Annotated in this window: 17 protein-coding genes and 1 tRNA gene; 7 read left to right on the plus strand and 11 right to left on the minus strand. The window is 69.3% G+C overall.

From position 1 onward, the window contains the following. Nucleotides 1–7: 7 nt before the first annotated feature. On the plus strand, nucleotides 8–508 hold the full coding sequence (locus Q8W67_RS18605) for an MgtC/SapB family protein (protein ID WP_305548377.1): 501 nt from the start codon (nucleotides 8–10) through the stop codon (nucleotides 506–508). A 497-nt stretch (nucleotides 509–1,005) separates the two neighbouring features. Here Q8W67_RS18605 and Q8W67_RS18610 read toward each other — a convergent pair. Further along, nucleotides 1,006–1,090: transfer RNA gene (locus Q8W67_RS18610), tRNA-Leu, on the minus strand. 112 nt (nucleotides 1,091–1,202) lie between these two features. Continuing rightward, on the minus strand, nucleotides 1,203–1,508 hold the full coding sequence (locus tag Q8W67_RS18615; RefSeq protein WP_305548379.1) for a FliM/FliN family flagellar motor switch protein: 306 nt from the start codon (nucleotides 1,506–1,508) through the stop codon (nucleotides 1,203–1,205). Between the two features lie 90 nt (nucleotides 1,509–1,598). On the opposite strand from Q8W67_RS18615, the gene lipB reads away from it, so the two are divergent. Continuing rightward, nucleotides 1,599–2,330 carry a lipoyl(octanoyl) transferase LipB gene (lipB, locus tag Q8W67_RS18620; RefSeq protein WP_305548381.1) on the plus strand — a complete coding sequence of 244 codons (732 nt, stop codon included), beginning with the start codon at nucleotides 1,599–1,601 and terminating at the stop codon, nucleotides 2,328–2,330. A gap of 10 nt (nucleotides 2,331–2,340) precedes the next feature. Here lipB and Q8W67_RS18625 read toward each other — a convergent pair whose 3' ends face one another. Then, on the minus strand, nucleotides 2,341–4,455 hold the full coding sequence (locus Q8W67_RS18625) for a carbohydrate porin (protein ID WP_305548385.1): 2,115 nt from the start codon (nucleotides 4,453–4,455) through the stop codon (nucleotides 2,341–2,343). Between the two features lie 350 nt (nucleotides 4,456–4,805). Here Q8W67_RS18625 and Q8W67_RS18630 point away from each other — a divergent pair, with 350 nt between their 5' ends. The 4 genes from Q8W67_RS18630 to Q8W67_RS18645 are packed head-to-tail and all read left to right on the plus strand — an operon-like array spanning nucleotide 4,806 to nucleotide 8,026. Continuing rightward, nucleotides 4,806–5,369, plus strand: a complete 564-nt coding sequence (locus Q8W67_RS18630; RefSeq protein WP_305548388.1) for an iron transporter — start codon at nucleotides 4,806–4,808, stop codon at nucleotides 5,367–5,369. A gap of 22 nt (nucleotides 5,370–5,391) precedes the next feature. Then, a complete protein-coding gene (locus tag Q8W67_RS18635; RefSeq protein WP_305548390.1) occupies nucleotides 5,392–5,739 on the plus strand; it encodes a cupredoxin domain-containing protein in 348 nt (115 codons plus the stop codon). Between the two features lie 7 nt (nucleotides 5,740–5,746). Then, nucleotides 5,747–7,171, plus strand: coding sequence for a 4Fe-4S binding protein (locus Q8W67_RS18640; RefSeq protein WP_370693903.1), 1,425 nt, complete (start codon nucleotides 5,747–5,749; stop codon nucleotides 7,169–7,171). A 30-nt stretch (nucleotides 7,172–7,201) separates the two neighbouring features. Further along, entirely contained in the window at nucleotides 7,202–8,026 is an 825-nt protein-coding gene (locus tag Q8W67_RS18645; RefSeq protein ID WP_305548392.1) for an FTR1 family protein, read from the plus strand. Nucleotides 8,027–8,129: 103 nt separating this feature from the next. On the opposite strand, the gene sseA is transcribed toward Q8W67_RS18645, so the two are convergent. Beyond that, nucleotides 8,130–8,975, minus strand: coding sequence for a 3-mercaptopyruvate sulfurtransferase (sseA, locus tag Q8W67_RS18650; RefSeq protein ID WP_305548394.1), 846 nt, complete (start codon nucleotides 8,973–8,975; stop codon nucleotides 8,130–8,132). Between the two features lie 417 nt (nucleotides 8,976–9,392). Here sseA and Q8W67_RS18655 point away from each other — a divergent pair, with 417 nt between their 5' ends. After that, nucleotides 9,393–9,626 carry a GcrA family cell cycle regulator gene (locus Q8W67_RS18655; RefSeq protein ID WP_305548396.1) on the plus strand — a complete coding sequence of 78 codons (234 nt, stop codon included), beginning with the start codon at nucleotides 9,393–9,395 and terminating at the stop codon, nucleotides 9,624–9,626. A gap of 31 nt (nucleotides 9,627–9,657) precedes the next feature. Here Q8W67_RS18655 and Q8W67_RS18660 read toward each other — a convergent pair whose 3' ends face one another. The 7 genes from Q8W67_RS18660 to cpaB all read right to left on the minus strand — a co-directional run bounded on the left by Q8W67_RS18660 (nucleotide 9,658) and on the right by cpaB (nucleotide 17,748). Beyond that, on the minus strand, nucleotides 9,658–10,632 hold the full coding sequence (locus tag Q8W67_RS18660; protein ID WP_305548398.1) for a type II secretion system F family protein: 975 nt from the start codon (nucleotides 10,630–10,632) through the stop codon (nucleotides 9,658–9,660). A gap of 32 nt (nucleotides 10,633–10,664) precedes the next feature. Further along, on the minus strand, nucleotides 10,665–11,663 hold the full coding sequence (locus Q8W67_RS18665) for a type II secretion system F family protein (protein WP_305548400.1): 999 nt from the start codon (nucleotides 11,661–11,663) through the stop codon (nucleotides 10,665–10,667). A gap of 4 nt (nucleotides 11,664–11,667) precedes the next feature. Continuing rightward, on the minus strand, nucleotides 11,668–13,110 hold the full coding sequence (locus Q8W67_RS18670; RefSeq protein WP_305548402.1) for a CpaF family protein: 1,443 nt from the start codon (nucleotides 13,108–13,110) through the stop codon (nucleotides 11,668–11,670). 57 nt (nucleotides 13,111–13,167) lie between these two features. Next, on the minus strand, nucleotides 13,168–14,412 hold the full coding sequence (locus Q8W67_RS18675) for an AAA family ATPase (RefSeq protein WP_305548404.1): 1,245 nt from the start codon (nucleotides 14,410–14,412) through the stop codon (nucleotides 13,168–13,170). Nucleotides 14,413–14,513: 101 nt separating this feature from the next. Then, nucleotides 14,514–15,305, minus strand: a complete 792-nt coding sequence (locus Q8W67_RS18680) for a CpaD family pilus assembly protein (protein WP_305548406.1) — start codon at nucleotides 15,303–15,305, stop codon at nucleotides 14,514–14,516. 38 nt (nucleotides 15,306–15,343) lie between these two features. Further along, nucleotides 15,344–16,927 carry a type II and III secretion system protein family protein gene (locus tag Q8W67_RS18685; RefSeq protein ID WP_305548493.1) on the minus strand — a complete coding sequence of 528 codons (1,584 nt, stop codon included), beginning with the start codon at nucleotides 16,925–16,927 and terminating at the stop codon, nucleotides 15,344–15,346. A gap of 5 nt (nucleotides 16,928–16,932) precedes the next feature. Further along, nucleotides 16,933–17,748, minus strand: a complete 816-nt coding sequence (gene cpaB, locus Q8W67_RS18690) for a Flp pilus assembly protein CpaB (RefSeq protein WP_305548408.1) — start codon at nucleotides 17,746–17,748, stop codon at nucleotides 16,933–16,935. Between the last annotated feature and the right edge of the window lie 182 nt (nucleotides 17,749–17,930).

A 17,930-nucleotide genomic window follows, 5' to 3' on the forward strand; every position in this document is an offset into this window, starting at 1 on the left:
GCCGACGATGATGATGACCGCGACCGATCTGTGCCTGCGTCTCGGGGCTTCTGTGGTCGCCGGCATGGTGGTCGGCTTCAATCGGGAGATGCACGCCAAGCCCGTCGGAGTCCGCACCCTTGGGCTGGTCGGTCTCGGATCGGCTCTCGTGACGATGGCGGGGTCGGGCTTCCTGGCCGAAGGGGTCGATGCCAACGCCAGCCGGGCCATTCAGGGCATCGTCACGGGCATCGGTTTCCTGGGCGCGGGCGTCATCGTCAAAGGCGCGCGCAAATCGCACGTCCACGGTATGACCACGGCCGCTGCCATCTGGGTCACGTCCGCGCTTGGCATATCGTGTGGGGTTGGCGCCTATCTACCCGTCGCGGTCGGGGTGATCCTGCTGCTGCTCCTGATCGGGATCGGTGGCCGCATCGACCGGATCATCGACGCGCGATGGTTGAAGAAGCACGGGAGCGACGCGGCACAGGCACAAGCATCACGGCAGGGAAGCACGCCGCCCGATTAGTTCCTGCTCGACCTTCGAAGCCTCCAGCCACGATTCCGCATGACTTCGGCACGGCCACGCGATCGTTCTTGTTGATCGTCCTCGCGCTGATGCCGGCCCTGTCGCGTCGGCGTACCGCGCCAAGACGACATTCAGAGCGGTGCCAGGGTGACGATGCCTCCCGTCCCGTTATCCCTGCCAGAATCGTTTCAGGGCACGATCAGGATCAGCGTGCGGGACCCGTGCTTCACGCGGCTCCTCGGTCGGAAGCGAGGCCTGGACGATGGGGCGGACGTGACGGCCGCCCAGGCTTGACCGACTGGGAGCGAGACGGCCTTGCCCTTCAGCCGTTCGAGGTGATCGGTCGGGATACGTTGGCGAAGATGGCAGACCCGTTATTCCGGGTCCTTCCACGGTCTGGCGATCCTGAGGACCGAAGCGTGAGACCGACGTGTGAGAGGAACGGTCAGCCGCACACCGCCGATTCGCCCAATCTCTTCCGGTCGTTGAGAAAATTGTGGTGCGGCCAAGAGGACTCGAACCTCCACCCCTCGCGGGACTAGCACCTCAAGCTAGCGCGTCTACCAATTCCGCCATGGCCGCATCGGACGCGAAGATCCGCCCGTTCTCCCGACCTGGGGACGACCCTCGGGTCGCCGTCATGTCGGGCGGCGCAGCGGATAACAGATCGTTCCGCCGCCGACAAGCGTCCCGCTCACACGGCGTCGTAGCCGCCGTCCAGAAACGGCGCCGCGCTGTCGCCGATGGTTGTGCCCGGCTCGACGATCGCCACCGCCTTGCGGATCAGCTCCGTCACCTCGACGGAGATGCGGTCGCCCGTCACCACGATCTGCCCGCGGGCGATCGGATGGTCGTTGGCCAGGATCTCGACCATGTCGCTGTCGCTGGCCTCCAGCTCGATCACGGCGCCGCGGCCCATGCGGAGCAGCATGTGCAGCGGCATCCGCGCTCGGCCGAGCACGACCGTCAGATCGACCTTCAGGGTCTCGAAGACCGCCACTGCCTGCCCATCCCGTCTCGCGGCCGAAGCCTTGCAACCGCCGGCCGCGGATGTTGAAGGCTTCGACCATCGACGCAGGATGGTGAAGCCTTGGTAAACGCGCCCCGTCTCACGGTCTCGCCGCACGCCTTCCCGAAGCGCCCCGGCTCCGATCCGGTCGCGGGCCCGGTTTCCTGGCGCGTGAGCGACACGCCCGTGGGCTACGCGGAGGCGGTCGCCTGGATGGAGGCGCGCGCGGAGCGGATCGCCCGGGGGGCAGCCCCCGAATGCGTCTGGCTGCTGGAGCATCCGGCGCTCTACACGGCGGGGACGTCCGCGCGGCCGGAGGATCTCGTGGCGCCGGACCGCTTCCCGGTCCACGCCACGGGCCGGGGCGGCCAGTATACCTATCACGGGCCCGGCCAGCGGGTCGCCTACGTGATGCTCGATCTCGACCGGCGCAGCCGTGACCTGCGCGCCTATGTGGCGAGCCTGGAGGCGTGGCTGATCGGGACGCTCGCCGCCTTCAACGTCCGCGCCGAGCGCCGCGAGGACCGGGTCGGCGTCTGGGTGCGCCGCCCCGAGAAGGGCGAAGGCGTCGAGGACAAGATCGCGGCCATCGGCATCCGGGTGCGCCGCTGGGTCAGCTTCCACGGCATCAGCCTGAACGTCGAGCCGGACCTGTCGCACTTCTCCGGAATCGTCCCCTGCGGCGTGCGCCAACATGGGGTGACGAGCCTCGTCGATCTCGGCCTGCCGGTCAGCATGGCGGAGGTCGACATGCAGCTGCGCGCCGCGTTCGAGGCGATCTTCGGGCAGACGGCGATCGAAGCGGCGGAGTAGCCGCGTCCGATCAGAAATCCGCGTGGAGCCGCGACGCGAAGAAGTGGGCCGGCCCGCGGTCGCGGTTGTAGCCGGGGTTGCTCAGGAACTGGTAGTCGAAGGTCAAGGTCAGGAATTTCGTGAGGTTCAGGGCGTAATAGGTCTCCAGCGCGCGCTCGGTGCCGTAGTTGAGCCGCCCGTCCCCGATCAGCAGGCCGTAGAAGCCTGCCGCGAAGGCGGCGCGATGTGAGGGCGAGAGCCCGTTCATCGCCGCGCCGACGCCGATCGTGTCGTCCGGGCGGTCCCAGGCCTTGCCCTTCAGGGACAGGCCCCCGGAGAAGCTCTGGTCGATGTCGGTGAAGGAGATGTTCTCCGTGCGGCCGTCGTTCAGGCTGGCCCGGGCGAACAGCCCGAGTTCGGGCGTCAGACCCTGCTCCAGGTTGATGTAGCCGCCGGTCTTGCGGCGGGGGCGCCGGGTCGCCGCGGCCGCGTCGTTGACGTCGCCGAACAAGCCGAACTGCGTGAGCGTGACGACCTCGCGGTTGCTGGCCGAGACGCCGACATTCGAGAACAGCCCGAAGCGCAGCTTGCCCGGCTGGTCGAGGCCCGGCAGGATGTAGCGTTGCTCGAACTCGGCGTTCAGCCCCGCGCGCCGGAACACCCGCGGGTCGAGCACGTCGCTCGACGGCTCCTTGGGGACCTGCGTGTAGGCGGCGCGGATCGCGAAGTCCGGCCGGTTGTACTCGGCATAGACACCCTGCGTGAAGCCCGGGAGGTTGGCCGGGAAGTCCCAGGCCGAGGAGCCCCAGAGCGACCAGTTGAAGAAGTCGACCCGCGGGTCGTGCGCGTAGATGTTGCCGTCGAAGAAATCGCCGAGTGCGAACTTGCCGGCGATCAGCGTGATCCGTTCCGCGGCATAGCGGGTGGCCACCTGGTTCGGCCCGTCCGGTACCTCGACGGTCTCGCCGCCGAGATTGATCGTCTGCTTCACGTAGTAGCGGTTCGAGCGCAGCTTCGGGAACGAGGCGCCCGCTTTCTGCGCCTCGCCGTTGACGAAGCCGGCGACGCCCAGCGTGCGCGACAGGCCGAAGCCCTGGCTGAACTCGGGGTTGTAGTACAGCTCGGTGCTGTCGGTGAGCTTGAATCCGAGGAAGATCGTGGCCGTCGTGGTCTGCCGGGCCTGGTACGGGAGCAGGCTCTGCGCGCCCGCGTAGGGTGAGCGGAAGCCCGGCACGCCCTGGGCGATCAGGGTCGTCTGCCCGTGCAGCGAGAATCGCCCGGTATCGCCGTTGTCGGGATCGTGGGGGGCTGCCTCGTACGGGTCGGGCGGCACAGTCAGGTCGCCCGGGAACCACATCAGCCGCGCGAACAGCTGGTTCGACGTGAAGCTCGCCCGGGTCGTGACCGGGCCGCCAGCGTCTCCCGGTACGGTGCCCAGCGGGAAGCGCCGGCTGCCGCCGAGATCGAGGTAGCGATAGTCGATCCCCAGCGCGAGGCTGTCGGTGATCGCGTATTGCACGCCCGCGCCGAGGGTGAAGCCGAGATAGCCGAGTTCGCGCCGCGCCGTGTTCTGCCCGCCCGCGTCGAGATCCGGATAGGTCGCCAGGAAGCGCGCGTCGGCGCCCGCGAGCCCGAAGGTGCCGTAGATCAGATACCGGTCGAAGCTATAGCCGAGCCGGGCCCGCAGCGTGCCGTACAGGTCCGTCTTGGCGCGGACGAGGTTGAAGACCGGGTCGGCATCCACGTAGCCGAAGCCCGCGATGGTCGACGGGACCGGCCGCTTCAGGTTCGCCGCGTCGAGGCTGGCCTCGACGCCGTAGACCCACGGGCCAGCCTGCCAGTTCCAGCCGCCGAAGACGCCGCCGACCGCCGTGGTGGCGTTCCGCCCCTGATCGCTGCGGCCTGTGGAGTCGCCGCTCCTGAAGGCCGGGATCGAGCGGGCGCCGATCATGGTCGGCCCGAAATTGTAGGCGCCGTAGGATCCGCCCGCGCTGCCCTGGAGGCCGACATAGCCGCCCGACCAGTCGGTGTAGGCGGGACTCTCCGCCGCAGGCCGCTGCGCAGCGAGGTCGGCCGCCCCTGCCGGGACGGGCACGATCAGCACGAGGGCCGCGGCGCGGATCAAGGATACGGAGCGGGTCGTCATGGAACTCGCGGCAAAATATAGCACTTGCTATAACGGCATCTTCGGTCACACAAGCCGCATGCGGGGCTTCGAACACGGGCCGCACCGGATTTTACGTGCTGCGCCGCATTGTCGGATCCATGGATGGCAGCGACGTGACGATCCCGACATTCCGTAGTTGGTCAAGATCCACACGGCCACAGCAGTGAGAAGATCGTCGTTGCACCTATGCCGGACTGCGAAGATCTCAAATAAAGGCGAAGAACTATCACTCATCGTCGCCGTAATGGGCGCAGATTAGAATTATTATGATTTGACTATCGTCCGATGGCCTCTTTGAACTTCGCGCGGAGAGGTTTATGTGCGGAATCATGCGCGCTCAGACCACCTTTCCGCTTCTCCGCTGCCTAGCCGCGGCTGCCCTTCTCGGGGCTGCGAATGCCGCCGCGGCCAAGGAGGTGCCGATCGGCCCGCACGTGACGCAGAACGGCCTGGAGGTCGCCGCCGTCTATCTCCAGCCGATCGAGATGGATCCGCCCGGCATGATGCGGGCCGCCGCGCAGTCGGACCTGCATCTCGAGACGGATATCCGCGCAGCCAAGGACAACCGCAACGGCTTCGCGGAGGGCGACTGGGTGCCGGCGCTCGATGTCCGATTCGAGGCGGTGAAGCTCGACGGCGACAAGCCTACGGATCAGAAGGTGTCGGGGATGCTGATGCCGATGGTGGCCAACGACGGACCGCATTACGGCGACAACGTCAAGCTGTTCGGTCCCGGCCGCTACCGCCTCAAGGTGATGGTTGCGCCGCCCGGCAAGGACAGCCATTTCGGCCGCCACGTCGACAAGGAGACGGGCGTCGGCCCGTGGTTCGAGCCCTTCGACGTGACCCAGGATTTCACCTTCGCGGGCGTCGGCAAGAAGGGCGCCTACTGACCACCGAGCCTAGGGGATATCCGTGTCACGATCGTCGCGTTCCGCCCGCCTCGCCGCCGCCGCGCTCCTCGCCGCGTCCTGCACGGCGTCGTCCGCCCGTGCGGACGACATGCCGGTGATCAAGGTCGAGATTCGGGACGGGGTCATCCTCCCGGCGACCATCGAGGTGCCGGCCAACACCCGGTTCAAGCTGGAGATCTCGAATACCGGCCAGTCCCCGGCCGAGTTCGAGAGCGTGGAACTCAAGCGCGAGAAATCGCTCGCCGCGGGCGCGACCTCGGCGATCGTGTTCCGCACCCTCGATCCGGGCACCTACCAGGTGTTCGACGACTTCCATCCCGAGGCGAAGGCCACCCTGGTGGCCAAATGAGCGCGTCATGACGGTGGCCGCCCCCGCCCTCTCCCTCGCCAGCGTCCCCTCCCGCCGGGACATACTGGACACGCGCCTCGCCCGCTTCGGGGACTGGCTGCGCCGGCACGGCTGGATGATCCGCGCGGTGCAGTGGGTGATCGTCGCCGTCTACGCGGTTCTGGTGATCGTGCCGGCGCTGCTGCCGCTCCCGGACAACGCCGCCCATATCTGGAACAACCTGACATTGGCCGCCCAGTTCGCGTTCTGGGGTATCTGGTGGCCGTTCGTGCTCGTGAGCATGGTGCTGGTCGGCCGGGCCTGGTGCGGGATTCTCTGCCCCGAGGGGGCGCTCAGCGAATTCGCGAGCCGCTGGAGCCGCGGCTACGCGGTGCCGCGCTGGATCACCTGGCAGGGCTGGCCGTTCGTGGCGTTTGCCGGCACCACGGTCTACGGGCAGATGACCAGCGTCTACGGCTACCCGAAGCCGGTGCTCGCCGTGCTGGGCGGCTCGACGGTCGCGGCGATCGCCGTCGGCCTGCTCTACGGGCGCAACAAGCGGGTCTGGTGCCGTTATCTCTGCCCGGTCAACGGCGTCTTCGCGGTCCTCTCGAAGCTCGCCCCGGTGAGCTTCCAGGTCGACCGTGCCGGCTGGGCCGCCTCGCCACGGCCCACGCGGGGCACCGAGCACTTCAACTGCGCCCCCCTCGTACCGGTGAAGACCATGCGCGGCGCGGGCGCCTGCCACATGTGCGGGCGCTGCAGCGGCCATCGCGGCGCGGTACGCCTCGCCCTGCGCTCGCCCAATCACGAGATCGTGCACGTGGCCGGCGACGAGCCGAGCCTCGACCAGACCGCGCTGATCCTGTTCGGCATGCTGGCCCTGGCGGTGGGTGCCTTCCAATGGTCGTCGAGCCCCTGGTACGTCGATGCCAAGCAATGGGCCGCCACCTGGCTGATCGAGCACGGGGTGACGTGGCCGCTGGAGACCTCCGCGCCGTGGTTCGTGCTGACGAACTACCCCGACCACAGCGACGTGATGACGCTCCTCGACGGCACGCTGCTCCTGGCCTACATCGGTGCCGCGACGGTCCTCCTCGGGTTCGTCCTGTCGGGGATCGTGGCGCTCGCGACGCTGGCCGCCGGAAGCTGGTCGCGCCGCCGCTTCCACCATCTGACGCAGACGCTGATCCCGGTGGCGGGGTGCGGCGTGTTTCTTGGACTCTCGGCGCTGACCGTCACGTTCCTGCGCGGCGACGGCATCATCATCCCGTACGTCTCGGAGATCCGCGCGGCCCTGCTGGCCGGGGCGAGTCTGTGGAGCGTGTGGCTCGCTTGGCGCGTCGCCGGCCTCGGCGCGCGCGGCCTCCGGCGGGCGGGGGCCACGGCCTGCATCGCCTGCGCGGTGGCCCTCTCGGTCGCCAACTGGGTGCTCCTGTTCTGGATCTGGTAGCGCGGTCCGCGCGCAACTGAGGAGAACGCCATGATCGGCGCCTTCGTCATCGCCTTCCGCGAAGTCATCGAGGCGGGCCTCATCATCTCGATCGTGCTGGCGGCCACCCGCGGCATCCCGGGGCGGATGCGCTGGGTCCTGCTCGGCGTCGCGGGCGGGCTGGCCGGTGCCAGCCTGGTGGCCCTGTTCGCGGAAAAGATCTCCGACGCCTTCGAGGGCAACGGGCAGGACATCCTGAACGCCGCGGTGCTCATCGTCGCGGTCCTTCTCCTCGTCTGGCACAACACCTGGATGAGCAAGCACGGGAAGGAACTCGCGGGCGAATTGCGTGCGGCCGGCGCGGCGGTGCGCTCGGGCGAGCGCGAGGCGGCGGCGCTCTCGATCGTCGTCGGTGCCGCGATCCTGCGCGAGGGTGCGGAGCTGGTGCTGTTCCTGTACGGCCTCGTGGCCTCCGGCACCTCGGGCGCGGATATCCAGTTCGGCGCCTTCGCGGGGATCGGGGCGGGCGTGCTGCTCTCCGCGGTGACCTATTTCGGCCTCGCCTCGATTCCGAGCCGCTACGTGTTCTCGATCACGAGCGCGCTGATCATCTTCCTGGCCGCCGGGCTGGCCGCGCAGGCCGCCCAGTTCCTGGCCAATGCCGGAATCGTGGACGTGCTCGGCCACACGCTCTGGAACAGCTCGGGCGTGATCCCCGAGAATTCCTGGCCGGGCCGGGTGCTCCACGCCCTCGTGGGCTACACCGACCGGCCCACCGCCCTGCAGGGGCTCGTCTACCTCGCTACCATCGCCGTCATGGTCGGTCTGATGCAGTGGAGCGCCGCCGACAAGCGCCGGGCCATGCGGACGGCCTGAGGCCTGCCCGTCCGGCGGCCCCGCCGAGGCTTCGTCCGTTCGAGAAGGGTATCGGGGCGCGGGTGGTCTGCGTAAAACCACAGGTTGCGCCTGCGATATCCGCTCACGCGCCGGTGGCGACCGGCCGCGCGGGGTCGGCGCCCCATTCCGACCAGGAGCCGTCGTAGAGGCTGCGGGCCGGCCGGCCCATGGTCTCCAGCGCCAGCGCGATGATGGCCGCGGTCACGCCCGAGCCGCAGGTGGTCACGATCGGCCTGTCGGGATCGATGCCGCTCTCCGCGAACAGGCTCTCCAACTCAGCCGGGTTCTTCAGGCGACCGTCCCGCTGAAGGGCCGCGTAGTGGAGGTTGTGGGCTCCGGGCATGTGCCCCGGCCGCACGCCGGGACGCGGCTCAGGCTCCTCGCCGCGGAAGCGAGTCGGAGAGCGCGCATCGACCACCTGGGCCGAGCCGGTCTCCAGGGCCCGGGCGACGTCGTCCGCATCCGCAATCGCGCCGTGGTCGAGGCGGGCGGTGAAGTGGCGCCGCTCACGCGGGCGCGGGTCGCCCTCCTCGGTGGCGTAGCCGGCGGCGATCCAGGCGGGTAGGCCGCCGTCCAGCACCAGCGCGTCGCGCACCCCGAAGGTCTTGAGCATCCACCAGACCCGCGGGGCCGAGAACAGGCCCTGGCCGTCGTAGACCACGATCTGCATGCCGTCGCCGATACCCAGCGCGCGCATCCGCGAGGCGAACACGTCGGAGCGCGGCAGCATGTGCGGCAGGCTCGACTCGGTGTCGCTCATGGCGTCGAGATCGAAGCGCAGCGCGCCGGGGATGTGCGCGGCCCGGAACTCGGCCGCGGCGTCGCGGCCGGCGGCCGGCAGGTACCAGGAGGCGTCGAGCACCACGATGTCGGGAGCATCGAGACGGTCGTGCAGCCATTCGGGTGTCACGAGGGGCGCGTTGGCCATGGTCCGGGATCCGGCTCTGTTGGCGAGAGCCCGCACCAAACCACAGCCTGGAGCGGGTTGCACGTCCGGGCCGAGGCTCCGGCCAGGCGGTCGGACGGATTCGTCAGGCCCCGTTATGGTCCGTAGTGCCGCGGCAACACTGTGGTAAGCTACGCATCCTGCACCGTGCTCCGATGCAGGGAATGCACGCTGGTCTTGTTTTCAACCGCTCTAACCCCAGTTACGACACCATGATGACGCCAACCGTGCCAGCCGTCGAGGCCGGCATCGGGCTGGTCGCCCCGGATGCCGCTCCGAGAGACGAGAGTCCGAGAGACGCGAGACGGGGCCGCCGCCTGAGGGGCGGGCGTTCACCCTCCCTCTCTGCCCGGGCGTCCATGCCGACCGTGCAGGATGCCTATTGAGCCGATCAACGCCATGAATCAACTCGTCCGCATGTCCCAGATCGGCGATGCCGAGACCGTCCAGGAGCCTTCGGCTGAGCTGCGCGTGCCTTTCGCGCAGTCGGGGGCCTTCGTCTGCAAGTACATCATCGGCGAGCCGAACGACCGCGCGATCTGCTGCGGCGCGCCGGTCTCCGACGGGAAGAGCTGGTGCGCCTTTCACCGCCGGATCGTGTTCGAGCCGACTCGCCCCGGCCGCATCCGCTGAGCGTCTGCGCCGAGACCGCCCAATCCGGCCGTCACTGCGTCCGCATGATCTGGATGACGGCCGGGGTGATGATGACGACGAACAGCACCGGCAGGAAGAACAGGATCATCGGCACGGTCAGCTTGGGCGGCAGCCCGGCCGCCTTCTTCTCTGCCTCGTTCATGCGCTGGTCGCGGCTCTCCTGGCTCAGCACCCGAAGCGCCTGGCCCACTGGCGTGCCGTAGCGGTCGGCCTGGATCAGCGCGGTGGCCACGGATTTCACCGGCTCCAGACCCGTGCGCAGGGCGAGGTTCTCGTAGGCCTGCCGCCGGTCGGGCAGGAACGCCATCTCGGCGGTCATCAGGGCGAGTTCCTCGGCCAGCACCACCGAGGAGGTGGCGATCTCGGTGCTCACCTTTCGGAAGGCATTCTCGATCGCCATGCCCGACTCGACGCAGATCAGTGTCAGGTCGAGGGCATCCGGCCACGCCCGCCGGATCTCGGTCTGGCGCTTCTTGGCGGTGTTGAGCAGGAACAGCTCGGGCGCCTTGATGCCCGCATAGGCCGCCCCGATCACCAGTCCGATCCGCACCAGATAGGAGGCGTCGAGCGCCTCCAGCACGAACAGGTAGAACACCGCCGCGATCACGGACGCCACCGGGACGATGAGGCGGAAGAACAGGAACGCGGTCTCCGCCCCCTGTCCACGGTAGCCCGCCATCATCAGCTTGCGCTTGGCCGTGTCGGTGCCGAGCCACCGGCGCAACTGGTACCGGTCGACGATGGACTTCATGTAGGCCTTCGGCGCCACGCGCAGCGCCGCCCGGTCCTTGGCCGGGTCCACGTGGCGCTCGCGCCGCCGGATGAGTTCGCGCTCGTCGCTGACGAGCTTCATGCGCTTGCTGAGCTTGTCCGTTTCGAAGAAGGGCTGCGCCACCGCGAAGGCGGTCGCGGCCGCCGCGATGGCGGTCAGCAGCGTACCCATGAAGCGGGGATCGAACAGCTTCTCCGCGATGGCGTCGATCATGGAACGGGATCCGGCAGGACTCGGGACAGGCCTCAGAACTCGAAGGCGATCATCTTCTTGATGGTCAGGACGCCGAGCGACATCCAGATGGCCGCCCCCACCAGGGCGATCTTGCCGATATCCGTGGTCCAGAGCAGCGAGATGTAGTCCGGGCTGGTCACCGTCGTGATGCCGGCCACCGCGAAGGGCAGGCAGGCGATGATGCCCGCGGAGGCCTTGGCCTCCATGCTCATCGCCTGGACCTTCCCGCGCATCTTGGCGCGCTCGCGCAACACGACGGAGAGGTTGTTCAGCGCCTCGGACAGGTTGCCACCCGATTGCTGCTGGATGTTGATCACGATCGCGAAGAAGTTCACCTCGGCGGTCGGTACCCGCTCGAACAGGCGCGAGACCGCCTCGCCCAGCGAGAGGCCCAGGGCCTGGGTCTCCACCACCGTCTTGAACTCGCTGCGCACCGGCTCCTCCGCCTCGCGCGAGACCATGCGGAAGCAGTCGCCGACCGGGATACCTGTGCGGATGCCGCGCACCACTACGTCGACCGCGTTGGGCAGCTCCTTGTTGAACTTGGCGATGCGCCGGAGCCGCAGGTGGCGCAGCATCGCGGCCGGCAGGCCGAAGCCGCCCGCGAAGGCGGCCCCCGCCGCGGCGATCGGACTGTCGGTGATGAGGAAGAGCAGGAGGCCGAGGACGACGCCGCAGCCGGCGGAGACCGCGTAGTAGGTCTGCTTCGTCCAGCCGAGGCCGGCGCGGGCGAGCTTCAACTCCACCGTGGCCTTGCTGGCGTTCTTCGCCTTCGCCTCGATCTCGCCCAAAGTCTTGGCGACCTGCTCGCGCCGGTTGACCGCGACGCCCCGTATCGCCGCCCCGGAGGCCGAGACGCCGATCGACTTCAGGCGCCGGTTCGCCCTCCGCTCGCCGTCGAGCAGGGGCAGGACCGCCACGTAGGCCACCGCGGCCACCGCGATGCCGATCAGGCCCGCAGCGACGGGCAGGTGGGAAGCGGTCGAGACGGGCGCGGCGAGATCCGGCATGTGCTCACGCTCCGCCGACGATTTCGGCGGCGTCGAGCGCCTCGCCGAGCCGGCGATCCAGGCCGTAATAGCGGGCCCGCTCCCAGAATTTCGGCCGGCCGACGCCGGTCGAGCGGTGGCGCCCGATCAGCTTCCCGTTCGCGTCCTCGCCGATGACGTCGTAGAGGAAGATGTCCTGCGTGGTGATGACCTCGCCCTCCATGCCCAGCACCTCGGTGATGTGGGTGATCCGCCGGGAGCCGTCGCGCAGGCGCATCGCCTGGATCACCACGTCGATCGAGCCGCAGATCATCTCGCGCAGGGTCTTCGAGGGCAGCGTGAAGCCGCCCATCGAGATCATGGATTCGATGCGCGACAGGCACTCGCGGGGGCTGTTGGCGTGGAGCGTGCCCATCGAGCCGTCGTGGCCGGTGTTCATCGCCTGGAGCAGGTCGAAGGCCTCGGGTCCGCGCACCTCGCCGACGATGATCCGCTCGGGCCGCATGCGCAGGCAGTTCTTGACGAGGTCGCGCATGGTGACCTGGCCCTGGCCCTCCATGTTCGGCGGCCGCGTCTCCAGGCGGACGACGTGCGGCTGCTGGAGCTGCAGCTCGGCCGCGTCCTCGCAGGTGATGACCCGCTCGTCATGCTCGATGAAGGCTGTGAGGCAGTTCAGCAGGGTGGTCTTGCCCGAGCCCGTGCCGCCCGAGATGACGACGTTGCAGCGCGACCGGCCTATGATCTTCAGCACCTCCGCGCCCTCCGGGGAGATCGCCCCGAAGCGTACGAGCTGTTCGAGGGTGAGCTTGTCCTTCTTGAACTTGCGGATCGTCAGCGCCGGGCCGTCGATGGCGAGCGGCGGCGCGATCACGTTCACGCGCGAGCCGTCCGGCAGGCGCGCGTCGCAGATCGGCGAGGCGTCGTCCACGCGCCGCCCGACCTGGCTGACGATGCGCTGGCAGATGTTCATCAGCTGCTGGTTGTCGCGGAAGCGGACGTTGGTCAGCTGGATCTTGCCGTCGACCTCGATGAAGGTCCGGTTGGCGCCGTTGACCATGATGTCGGCGATGTCGTCGCGGGCGAGCAGCGGTTCCAGCGGGCCGTAGCCCAGCACGTCGTTGCAGATGTCGTCGAGCAGTTCCTCCTGCTCGGCGATCGACAGGACGATGTTCTTGAGCCCGATGATCTCCGTGACGATGTCGCGGATCTCTTCGCGGGCGGTCTCGGCGTCGAGGCGCGAGAGCTGCGTGAGGTCGATCGCCTCGATCAGCGCGCCGAAGATCAGGCTCTTGGTGCGGTAATAGTCTTCGGACCGGATGTTCTCGACGACCGCCGGGACGACCGGCCCCGGGCGCTTGGCCGGCGGCGAAGCGTCGCGCGGGGCGGGCGCGGCCGGCATCGCGGCCCGCGGCTGCGGGACCGGCGCTGGGGCCGTCGGGGCGGCGCCGGTCTGTCTCCTACCGAACATGGGCCAGATCCTCGGCGCTTCCCTGAGGAATCGTTCCGGCGAAGGTGCCGCGCCGCATCACGAGGCCTTGCGGCCGGCGAGCTTGGCGAGCAGCGGCTCCAGCAGGCTCGCCCGGCCGCGCCGGGTTTCCGGGCGCCCGAGGGTGGCCGCCGCGAGGTCGTTGAACAGCTCCGCCACCTTCGATCCGGCCTGGATCTCGGCGATCATCTGGCCGTTGTTGGCGGCGGTGCCGAACAGCGCCGGCTCGAACGGGATCGTGGTGGCGATCGGCGCCTCCAGGGCCTTGGCGAATTCGGCCGTGCCGATCTCGGGCCGCTTGGGCATGCCGACGCCGTTGAGTAGGACCCGGGGCGGCTGGTCGTTCGGGCGCCCGTGCTTGAGTGCCCCGATCAGGTTCTTGGCGTTGCGCAGGCAGGCGAGGTCGGGGCCCGCGACGATCAGGATCTCGTCCGCCGCCGTGAGGACGCGTTTCGACCACGCGCTCCATTGGTGCGGAATGTCGAGGACCACGCAGGGCACGCTCGCGCGCAGGTATTCGATCAGGGCGTCGAAGGCCGGCTCCGACAGGTCGATGGTCCGGTCGAGGCTCGCGGGGGCCGAGAGCAGGCTGAGGTTGTCGCTGCATTTCGACAGGAGCCGCTCGACCAGCGCCGAATCCAGGCGCTCGGGGGCGAAGACCGCCTCGGCGATGCCCTGCGGCGGATCCTGGTTGAAGTTGAGCGAGGCCGTGCCGAAGGCGATGTCGAGATCGGCGATCACCGTCTGGACGCCCTGGCTCCGGGCGATCGACCACGCGAAATTGTGCGCCACCGTCGAGGCGCCGATGCCGCCCTTGACGCCGTAGACCGCTACCGTGCGGCCCACCGGCTTGACGCCGGGCGCCGTGAACAGGTCTGAGATCGCCGCGATCAGGGTCAGCGGCTCGACCGGCGCGATCAGGTAGTCGGACACCCCGCGCTGGATCAACTGGCGGTAGAGCATCACGTCGTTGAGGTGGCCGATAACCAGGACGCGGGTGCCTTCGTCGCAGACCTCCGCCAGGGCATCGAGGCACTCGACCGGCTTCGAGCGCACGCCCTGCGTCTCGATGACGATGACGTTGGGCGTTGGCGCGTGGCGATAGGCCTCGATCGCGGCGGCGCCGCCCCCCATCCGGACCTTGACCTGTGCCTTCTGCATGCGCCGGTCGAGGGCGGCGCCCTCGATCATCGCGGCGGTCTCGCTGGTCTCGCAAAAGGCCTGGATCGTGATCCGGGGCACCGGGGCGATCGTGCGCTCAGATGTCTCGGACAGGTCCGCCATGACGGCACTTTCGGGTTCGTGTTCGGGTCGCGGCGTTCGAGGTGGAGCCAAGAAGGGCCGGCGTCAGGTCTGGCCGCCGACCTTCCGCAGTGCCGAGAGTCTTAGTTGCTCACCTGGGACTTGACGGCGGTCTGACCATCTTGACGCCATGTGGTTGACGGATCCTTGCCGTCCCGCAATTGACCGATGTCCCGGACCCGCTTCACGGTATCGATTCGGCCCTCGGGGCGGCCGCGCACAAGATCGACCGGATCCGCGACCTGGGCGGCCAGCGTCGCCTGCGTGGCGCAGCCGAGATTCCAGCTCGGCCGGTTGCTGTAATCGTACAGGAAGCTGCTGGTCCCGAGATCCTGGGGCCAGAGCCCGCATTGGTCGGCCACCTTGGCCTGCATGCGCTGGAAGCTCAGCCGGATCGGCGCGGCCAGGCCGGGCGCTGCGACCGGGTAGGCGGTCACGGCGATCTCGCGGGCGCCGACACCGTCCTCGGTGCTGCGCCGGCTCAAGCCGGCGGCCGTGCGCTCGATGGAGGCCGCCTGGGCCGGCGGCAGGCCCCGGGGCACCTCCATGAGGATGCCGCCGCGGCCGTAGCGGCGATATTCCAGCATGAAGGCGTCGATATCGGCGGCTTGGCGCGGGTCGAGATGTCCGGGACCGGTGGCGAAAACGTCGAGGCTGCGGGTGCCGTCGGCCAGCACGATCGGGTGCCGCGTGCGGTAATCCGAGATGTCGATCGCCCCGGTGGTGGCGGGCTCGCCCTTGCACCCGGCCGCGAGCGCGCCGAGCGTGCAGGCAGCCAGGAGGCCGCCCAAGCGGCAGCCCCTGCGGCTGCCGGCGCGTGGCCGGGACTGCGCGGCGGTGCGGCGGGGCGGGGCGGGCGGGTTAGGTCCGGTCATGGATCCGATCCTGAGGGCGGGACGCCGTGGCGGGGCCACTACTCGACGATGAAGCCGACGCGGCCGCGATACGTGCGCCCGAGCGGGGCCGCGCCGACCTTGCCGTAGAGGCGGTTGATCTGTCCGAGCAGCACGGCCTGCCCGTCTGTGGCGTCGACGAAGTTGTCGTCGGGCCGGGCCACCTGCCTGGGCTCCATCGCCCGGGCGATGTAGGGGGTGCACATGATCATCAGCTCGGTCTCCTGGCGCTGGTAGTCCCGGGACCGGAACAGCGCGCCGAGGATCGGCAGGTTGATCAGGCCGGGCAGGCCGGAGATCGCCTGCTTGTTCACCTGCTGGATCAGGCCGGCGGTCATCATCACGCCGCCCGAGGGCAGCTCGACGGTGGTCTCGGAGCGGCGCACCCGGGTACCGGGCACCGCCACCGTCGAATTGCCGACTGTGTAGTTGAAGCTCTGCTGCGGATCGATCTCGGTCACGTCGGTCGCCACGCGGATCGAGATCCGGTTGTCGGCCAGCACCACGGGGGTGAAGGACAGGGCGACGCCGTAGGGCTTGAAGGTGATTCCGGGCGTGCACACGCCGCCGACCGCGCAGGCGGCCGAGGAGGGAACCGGGAACTCGCCGCCCGCCAGGAACTTCGCGGCCTCGCCGGAGATCGCGGTCAGCGTCGGCTCGGCCAGGATGCGTGAGACGCCCGCCTGCTCGAAGGCCTTCAGGGTCGCCTGCAGGGAGAAGCCTCCTGCCTGCACCGACGCCTGGATCTGGTTGCCGCTAGGGGTGCTGCCGCCGGTGATCGGGAAAGGCAGGGTGTTGGTCAGCACGTTCGGCACCATGGCGGGCACCAGCGTCGCCGAGGCGGTTCCGGCATTGACGAGCTGCTGACCGAGTGTTCCCACCGGATTCAGCGCCGACCAATTGCCGGTCATGTTGATCCCGAACTGCTTCAGGACGTTGCGGGACACCTCGACCACGGTGACGCGTAGCATCACCTGATCCTTGTTGCGGATCGTGAGGTTGTTGATCACCGCGCCCCGCGCCCCGGCCGAGACGCCGCCGCTCGGAGCCCCCGAGGCGGCGCCGGCGCTGCCCAGCCCCACGAAGGCGTTGGCGATGTCGATCGCCTGCTGGGCGTCCGAGGACGAATTGACCGAGCCCGAGAGCAGCACCGAGGCGCCCGAGGAGCGCACGTCGAATCGCCCGCCCGGGATGCTCTGGCCGAGCAGCTCGCGCAGGGTCCCGAGGTTGAGGTCGCGGGCCACGGTCACGTCGAGGGCGGCGATCTGGCGGCCCTCGGCATCCATGATGAAGATGGAGGTCGCGCCGTCGGCCATGCCGATCACGAACACCTTCCGGGTCGAGCGCACCACCGCGTTGGCGACCGCCGGGTTGGCGACGAACACCTCCTTGGCGTCGCGGGGGAGGTCGACGATCACGGAGCGGCCGGCGGTCAGCTCCACCCGTCGGGTCGAGGCGGATTCCGCGGAGCCCACGGCGAGCACCGGCGCGGGGCCCAGCGACGGGCGCTCCTGCGCGAGGGTCGGCCCGTTCACCAGGGCGAGCAGGGCGAGGGCGCGCGCCGGGCGGCGGACCACGCGGGAGAGGGTCGGCTGGGCGGTCATGGGCTTCACGGCGTCTGCTGCCGCGCGACGCCGAAGCGCACGACGGTCAAGGCGGGTTCGGGCATCTGCGCCATCGATGAATCAGCCTGCTGCGTCTCGGGCGGCCGCCCCGCATCCGCGAGGCTGCGCAGCGCGAGCGAGAGGGAGCCGACCTTCTGGGCCAGCGTGAGGGTCTCCGCCTGGGCGGGCGTGACGGCGAGCGTCGCGGTATCGCCGGTGACGACGTTGGTGCCGTTCTTCTCCTGGATCAGCGGGCCGATCGCCAGGACGCGGATGTCCGTCAGGATGGTCTGGGAGAGCTGGACCTCGCCGTTGTTCGCGCGCGAGCTGGCGTCGTCCCGGAAGGTGCGGATCACGTCGACGCGGTCGTTGGGCAGGATGAAGCCGCCGGCCGAGTTGGTGCCGCGGCTGTCGGTGGTGATGGCGACCGCGCGCATCCCGGACGGCAGGATCGCCGCCATGAACCCACTCTCCGGACGCACCAGCTTCTGTGCGCGAATCGGCTCGCCCGCCAGGAAGCCCGAGCGCACGGAGGCGCCCACGGTCTCGTCGAGGGCCTTCGGGTTGTCCTTGCGGCTGATGTAGCCCGCCGTCATGGCGCCGTCCGGCCAGGGCTGCCAGCGCAGGTCCGCGGCCCGTAGCACCTGGCCCATCGGCATGTCGGCGGCGGCCACGAGCACCTCCGTCATCGGAGGGGCCGGCGGCAGCTCGACCTTCGGTGCCGGGGGCGGCGGGGGCGGATCGCCGCCGCTCATCAGGAACGCCGCCCCGCTGCCCGCCGCGAGGGCGATGCCGAGGACGGCGAGACGGGCTGGTTTCATCGCATCGCCACGCGCCGAAGACGGCCGAATTGCCGTCCATGACCAAACCCTGCGCGGCCATTCGTGTAATTATGGTTAAGGTATTATAACCCGACCGCGGCTCCCCGGTCCGGAAACGGGGCGGTCTCCCGGCGCAGGTCACAACCCGCGCGATCTTTCAGGGACTTGCCGGCCTCGACCGT

Origin of the sequence: Methylobacterium sp. NEAU K, from assembly GCF_030700285.1 — a bacterium.
Classification (GTDB): domain Bacteria; phylum Pseudomonadota; class Alphaproteobacteria; order Rhizobiales; family Beijerinckiaceae; genus Methylobacterium.

What these genes read in the sequence shown, in the direction of transcription:
- Q8W67_RS18645 (WP_305548392.1), top strand. Translation starts at nt 7,202, where the DNA reads ATGATCGGCGCCTTCGTCATCGCCTTCCGCGAAGTCATCGAGGCGGGC.
- Q8W67_RS18655 (WP_305548396.1), top strand. Translation starts at nt 9,393, where the DNA reads ATGAATCAACTCGTCCGCATGTCCCAGATCGGCGATGCCGAGACCGTC.
- Q8W67_RS18605 (WP_305548377.1), top strand. Translation starts at nt 8, where the DNA reads ATGATGATGACCGCGACCGATCTGTGCCTGCGTCTCGGGGCTTCTGTG.
- Q8W67_RS18670 (WP_305548402.1), bottom strand. Translation starts at nt 13,110, where the DNA reads ATGTTCGGTAGGAGACAGACCGGCGCCGCCCCGACGGCCCCAGCGCCG.
- Q8W67_RS18680 (WP_305548406.1), bottom strand. Translation starts at nt 15,305, where the DNA reads ATGACCGGACCTAACCCGCCCGCCCCGCCCCGCCGCACCGCCGCGCAG.
- cpaB (WP_305548408.1), bottom strand. Translation starts at nt 17,748, where the DNA reads ATGAAACCAGCCCGTCTCGCCGTCCTCGGCATCGCCCTCGCGGCGGGC.
- Q8W67_RS18625 (WP_305548385.1), bottom strand. Translation starts at nt 4,455, where the DNA reads ATGACGACCCGCTCCGTATCCTTGATCCGCGCCGCGGCCCTCGTGCTG.
- Q8W67_RS18660 (WP_305548398.1), bottom strand. Translation starts at nt 10,632, where the DNA reads ATGATCGACGCCATCGCGGAGAAGCTGTTCGATCCCCGCTTCATGGGT.
- sseA (WP_305548394.1), bottom strand. Translation starts at nt 8,975, where the DNA reads ATGGCCAACGCGCCCCTCGTGACACCCGAATGGCTGCACGACCGTCTC.
- Q8W67_RS18640 (WP_370693903.1), top strand. Translation starts at nt 5,747, where the DNA reads ATGACGGTGGCCGCCCCCGCCCTCTCCCTCGCCAGCGTCCCCTCCCGC.
- Q8W67_RS18665 (WP_305548400.1), bottom strand. Translation starts at nt 11,663, where the DNA reads ATGCCGGATCTCGCCGCGCCCGTCTCGACCGCTTCCCACCTGCCCGTC.
- Q8W67_RS18675 (WP_305548404.1), bottom strand. Translation starts at nt 14,412, where the DNA reads ATGGCGGACCTGTCCGAGACATCTGAGCGCACGATCGCCCCGGTGCCC.
- Q8W67_RS18630 (WP_305548388.1), top strand. Translation starts at nt 4,806, where the DNA reads ATGCGCGCTCAGACCACCTTTCCGCTTCTCCGCTGCCTAGCCGCGGCT.
- Q8W67_RS18685 (WP_305548493.1), bottom strand. Translation starts at nt 16,927, where the DNA reads ATGACCGCCCAGCCGACCCTCTCCCGCGTGGTCCGCCGCCCGGCGCGC.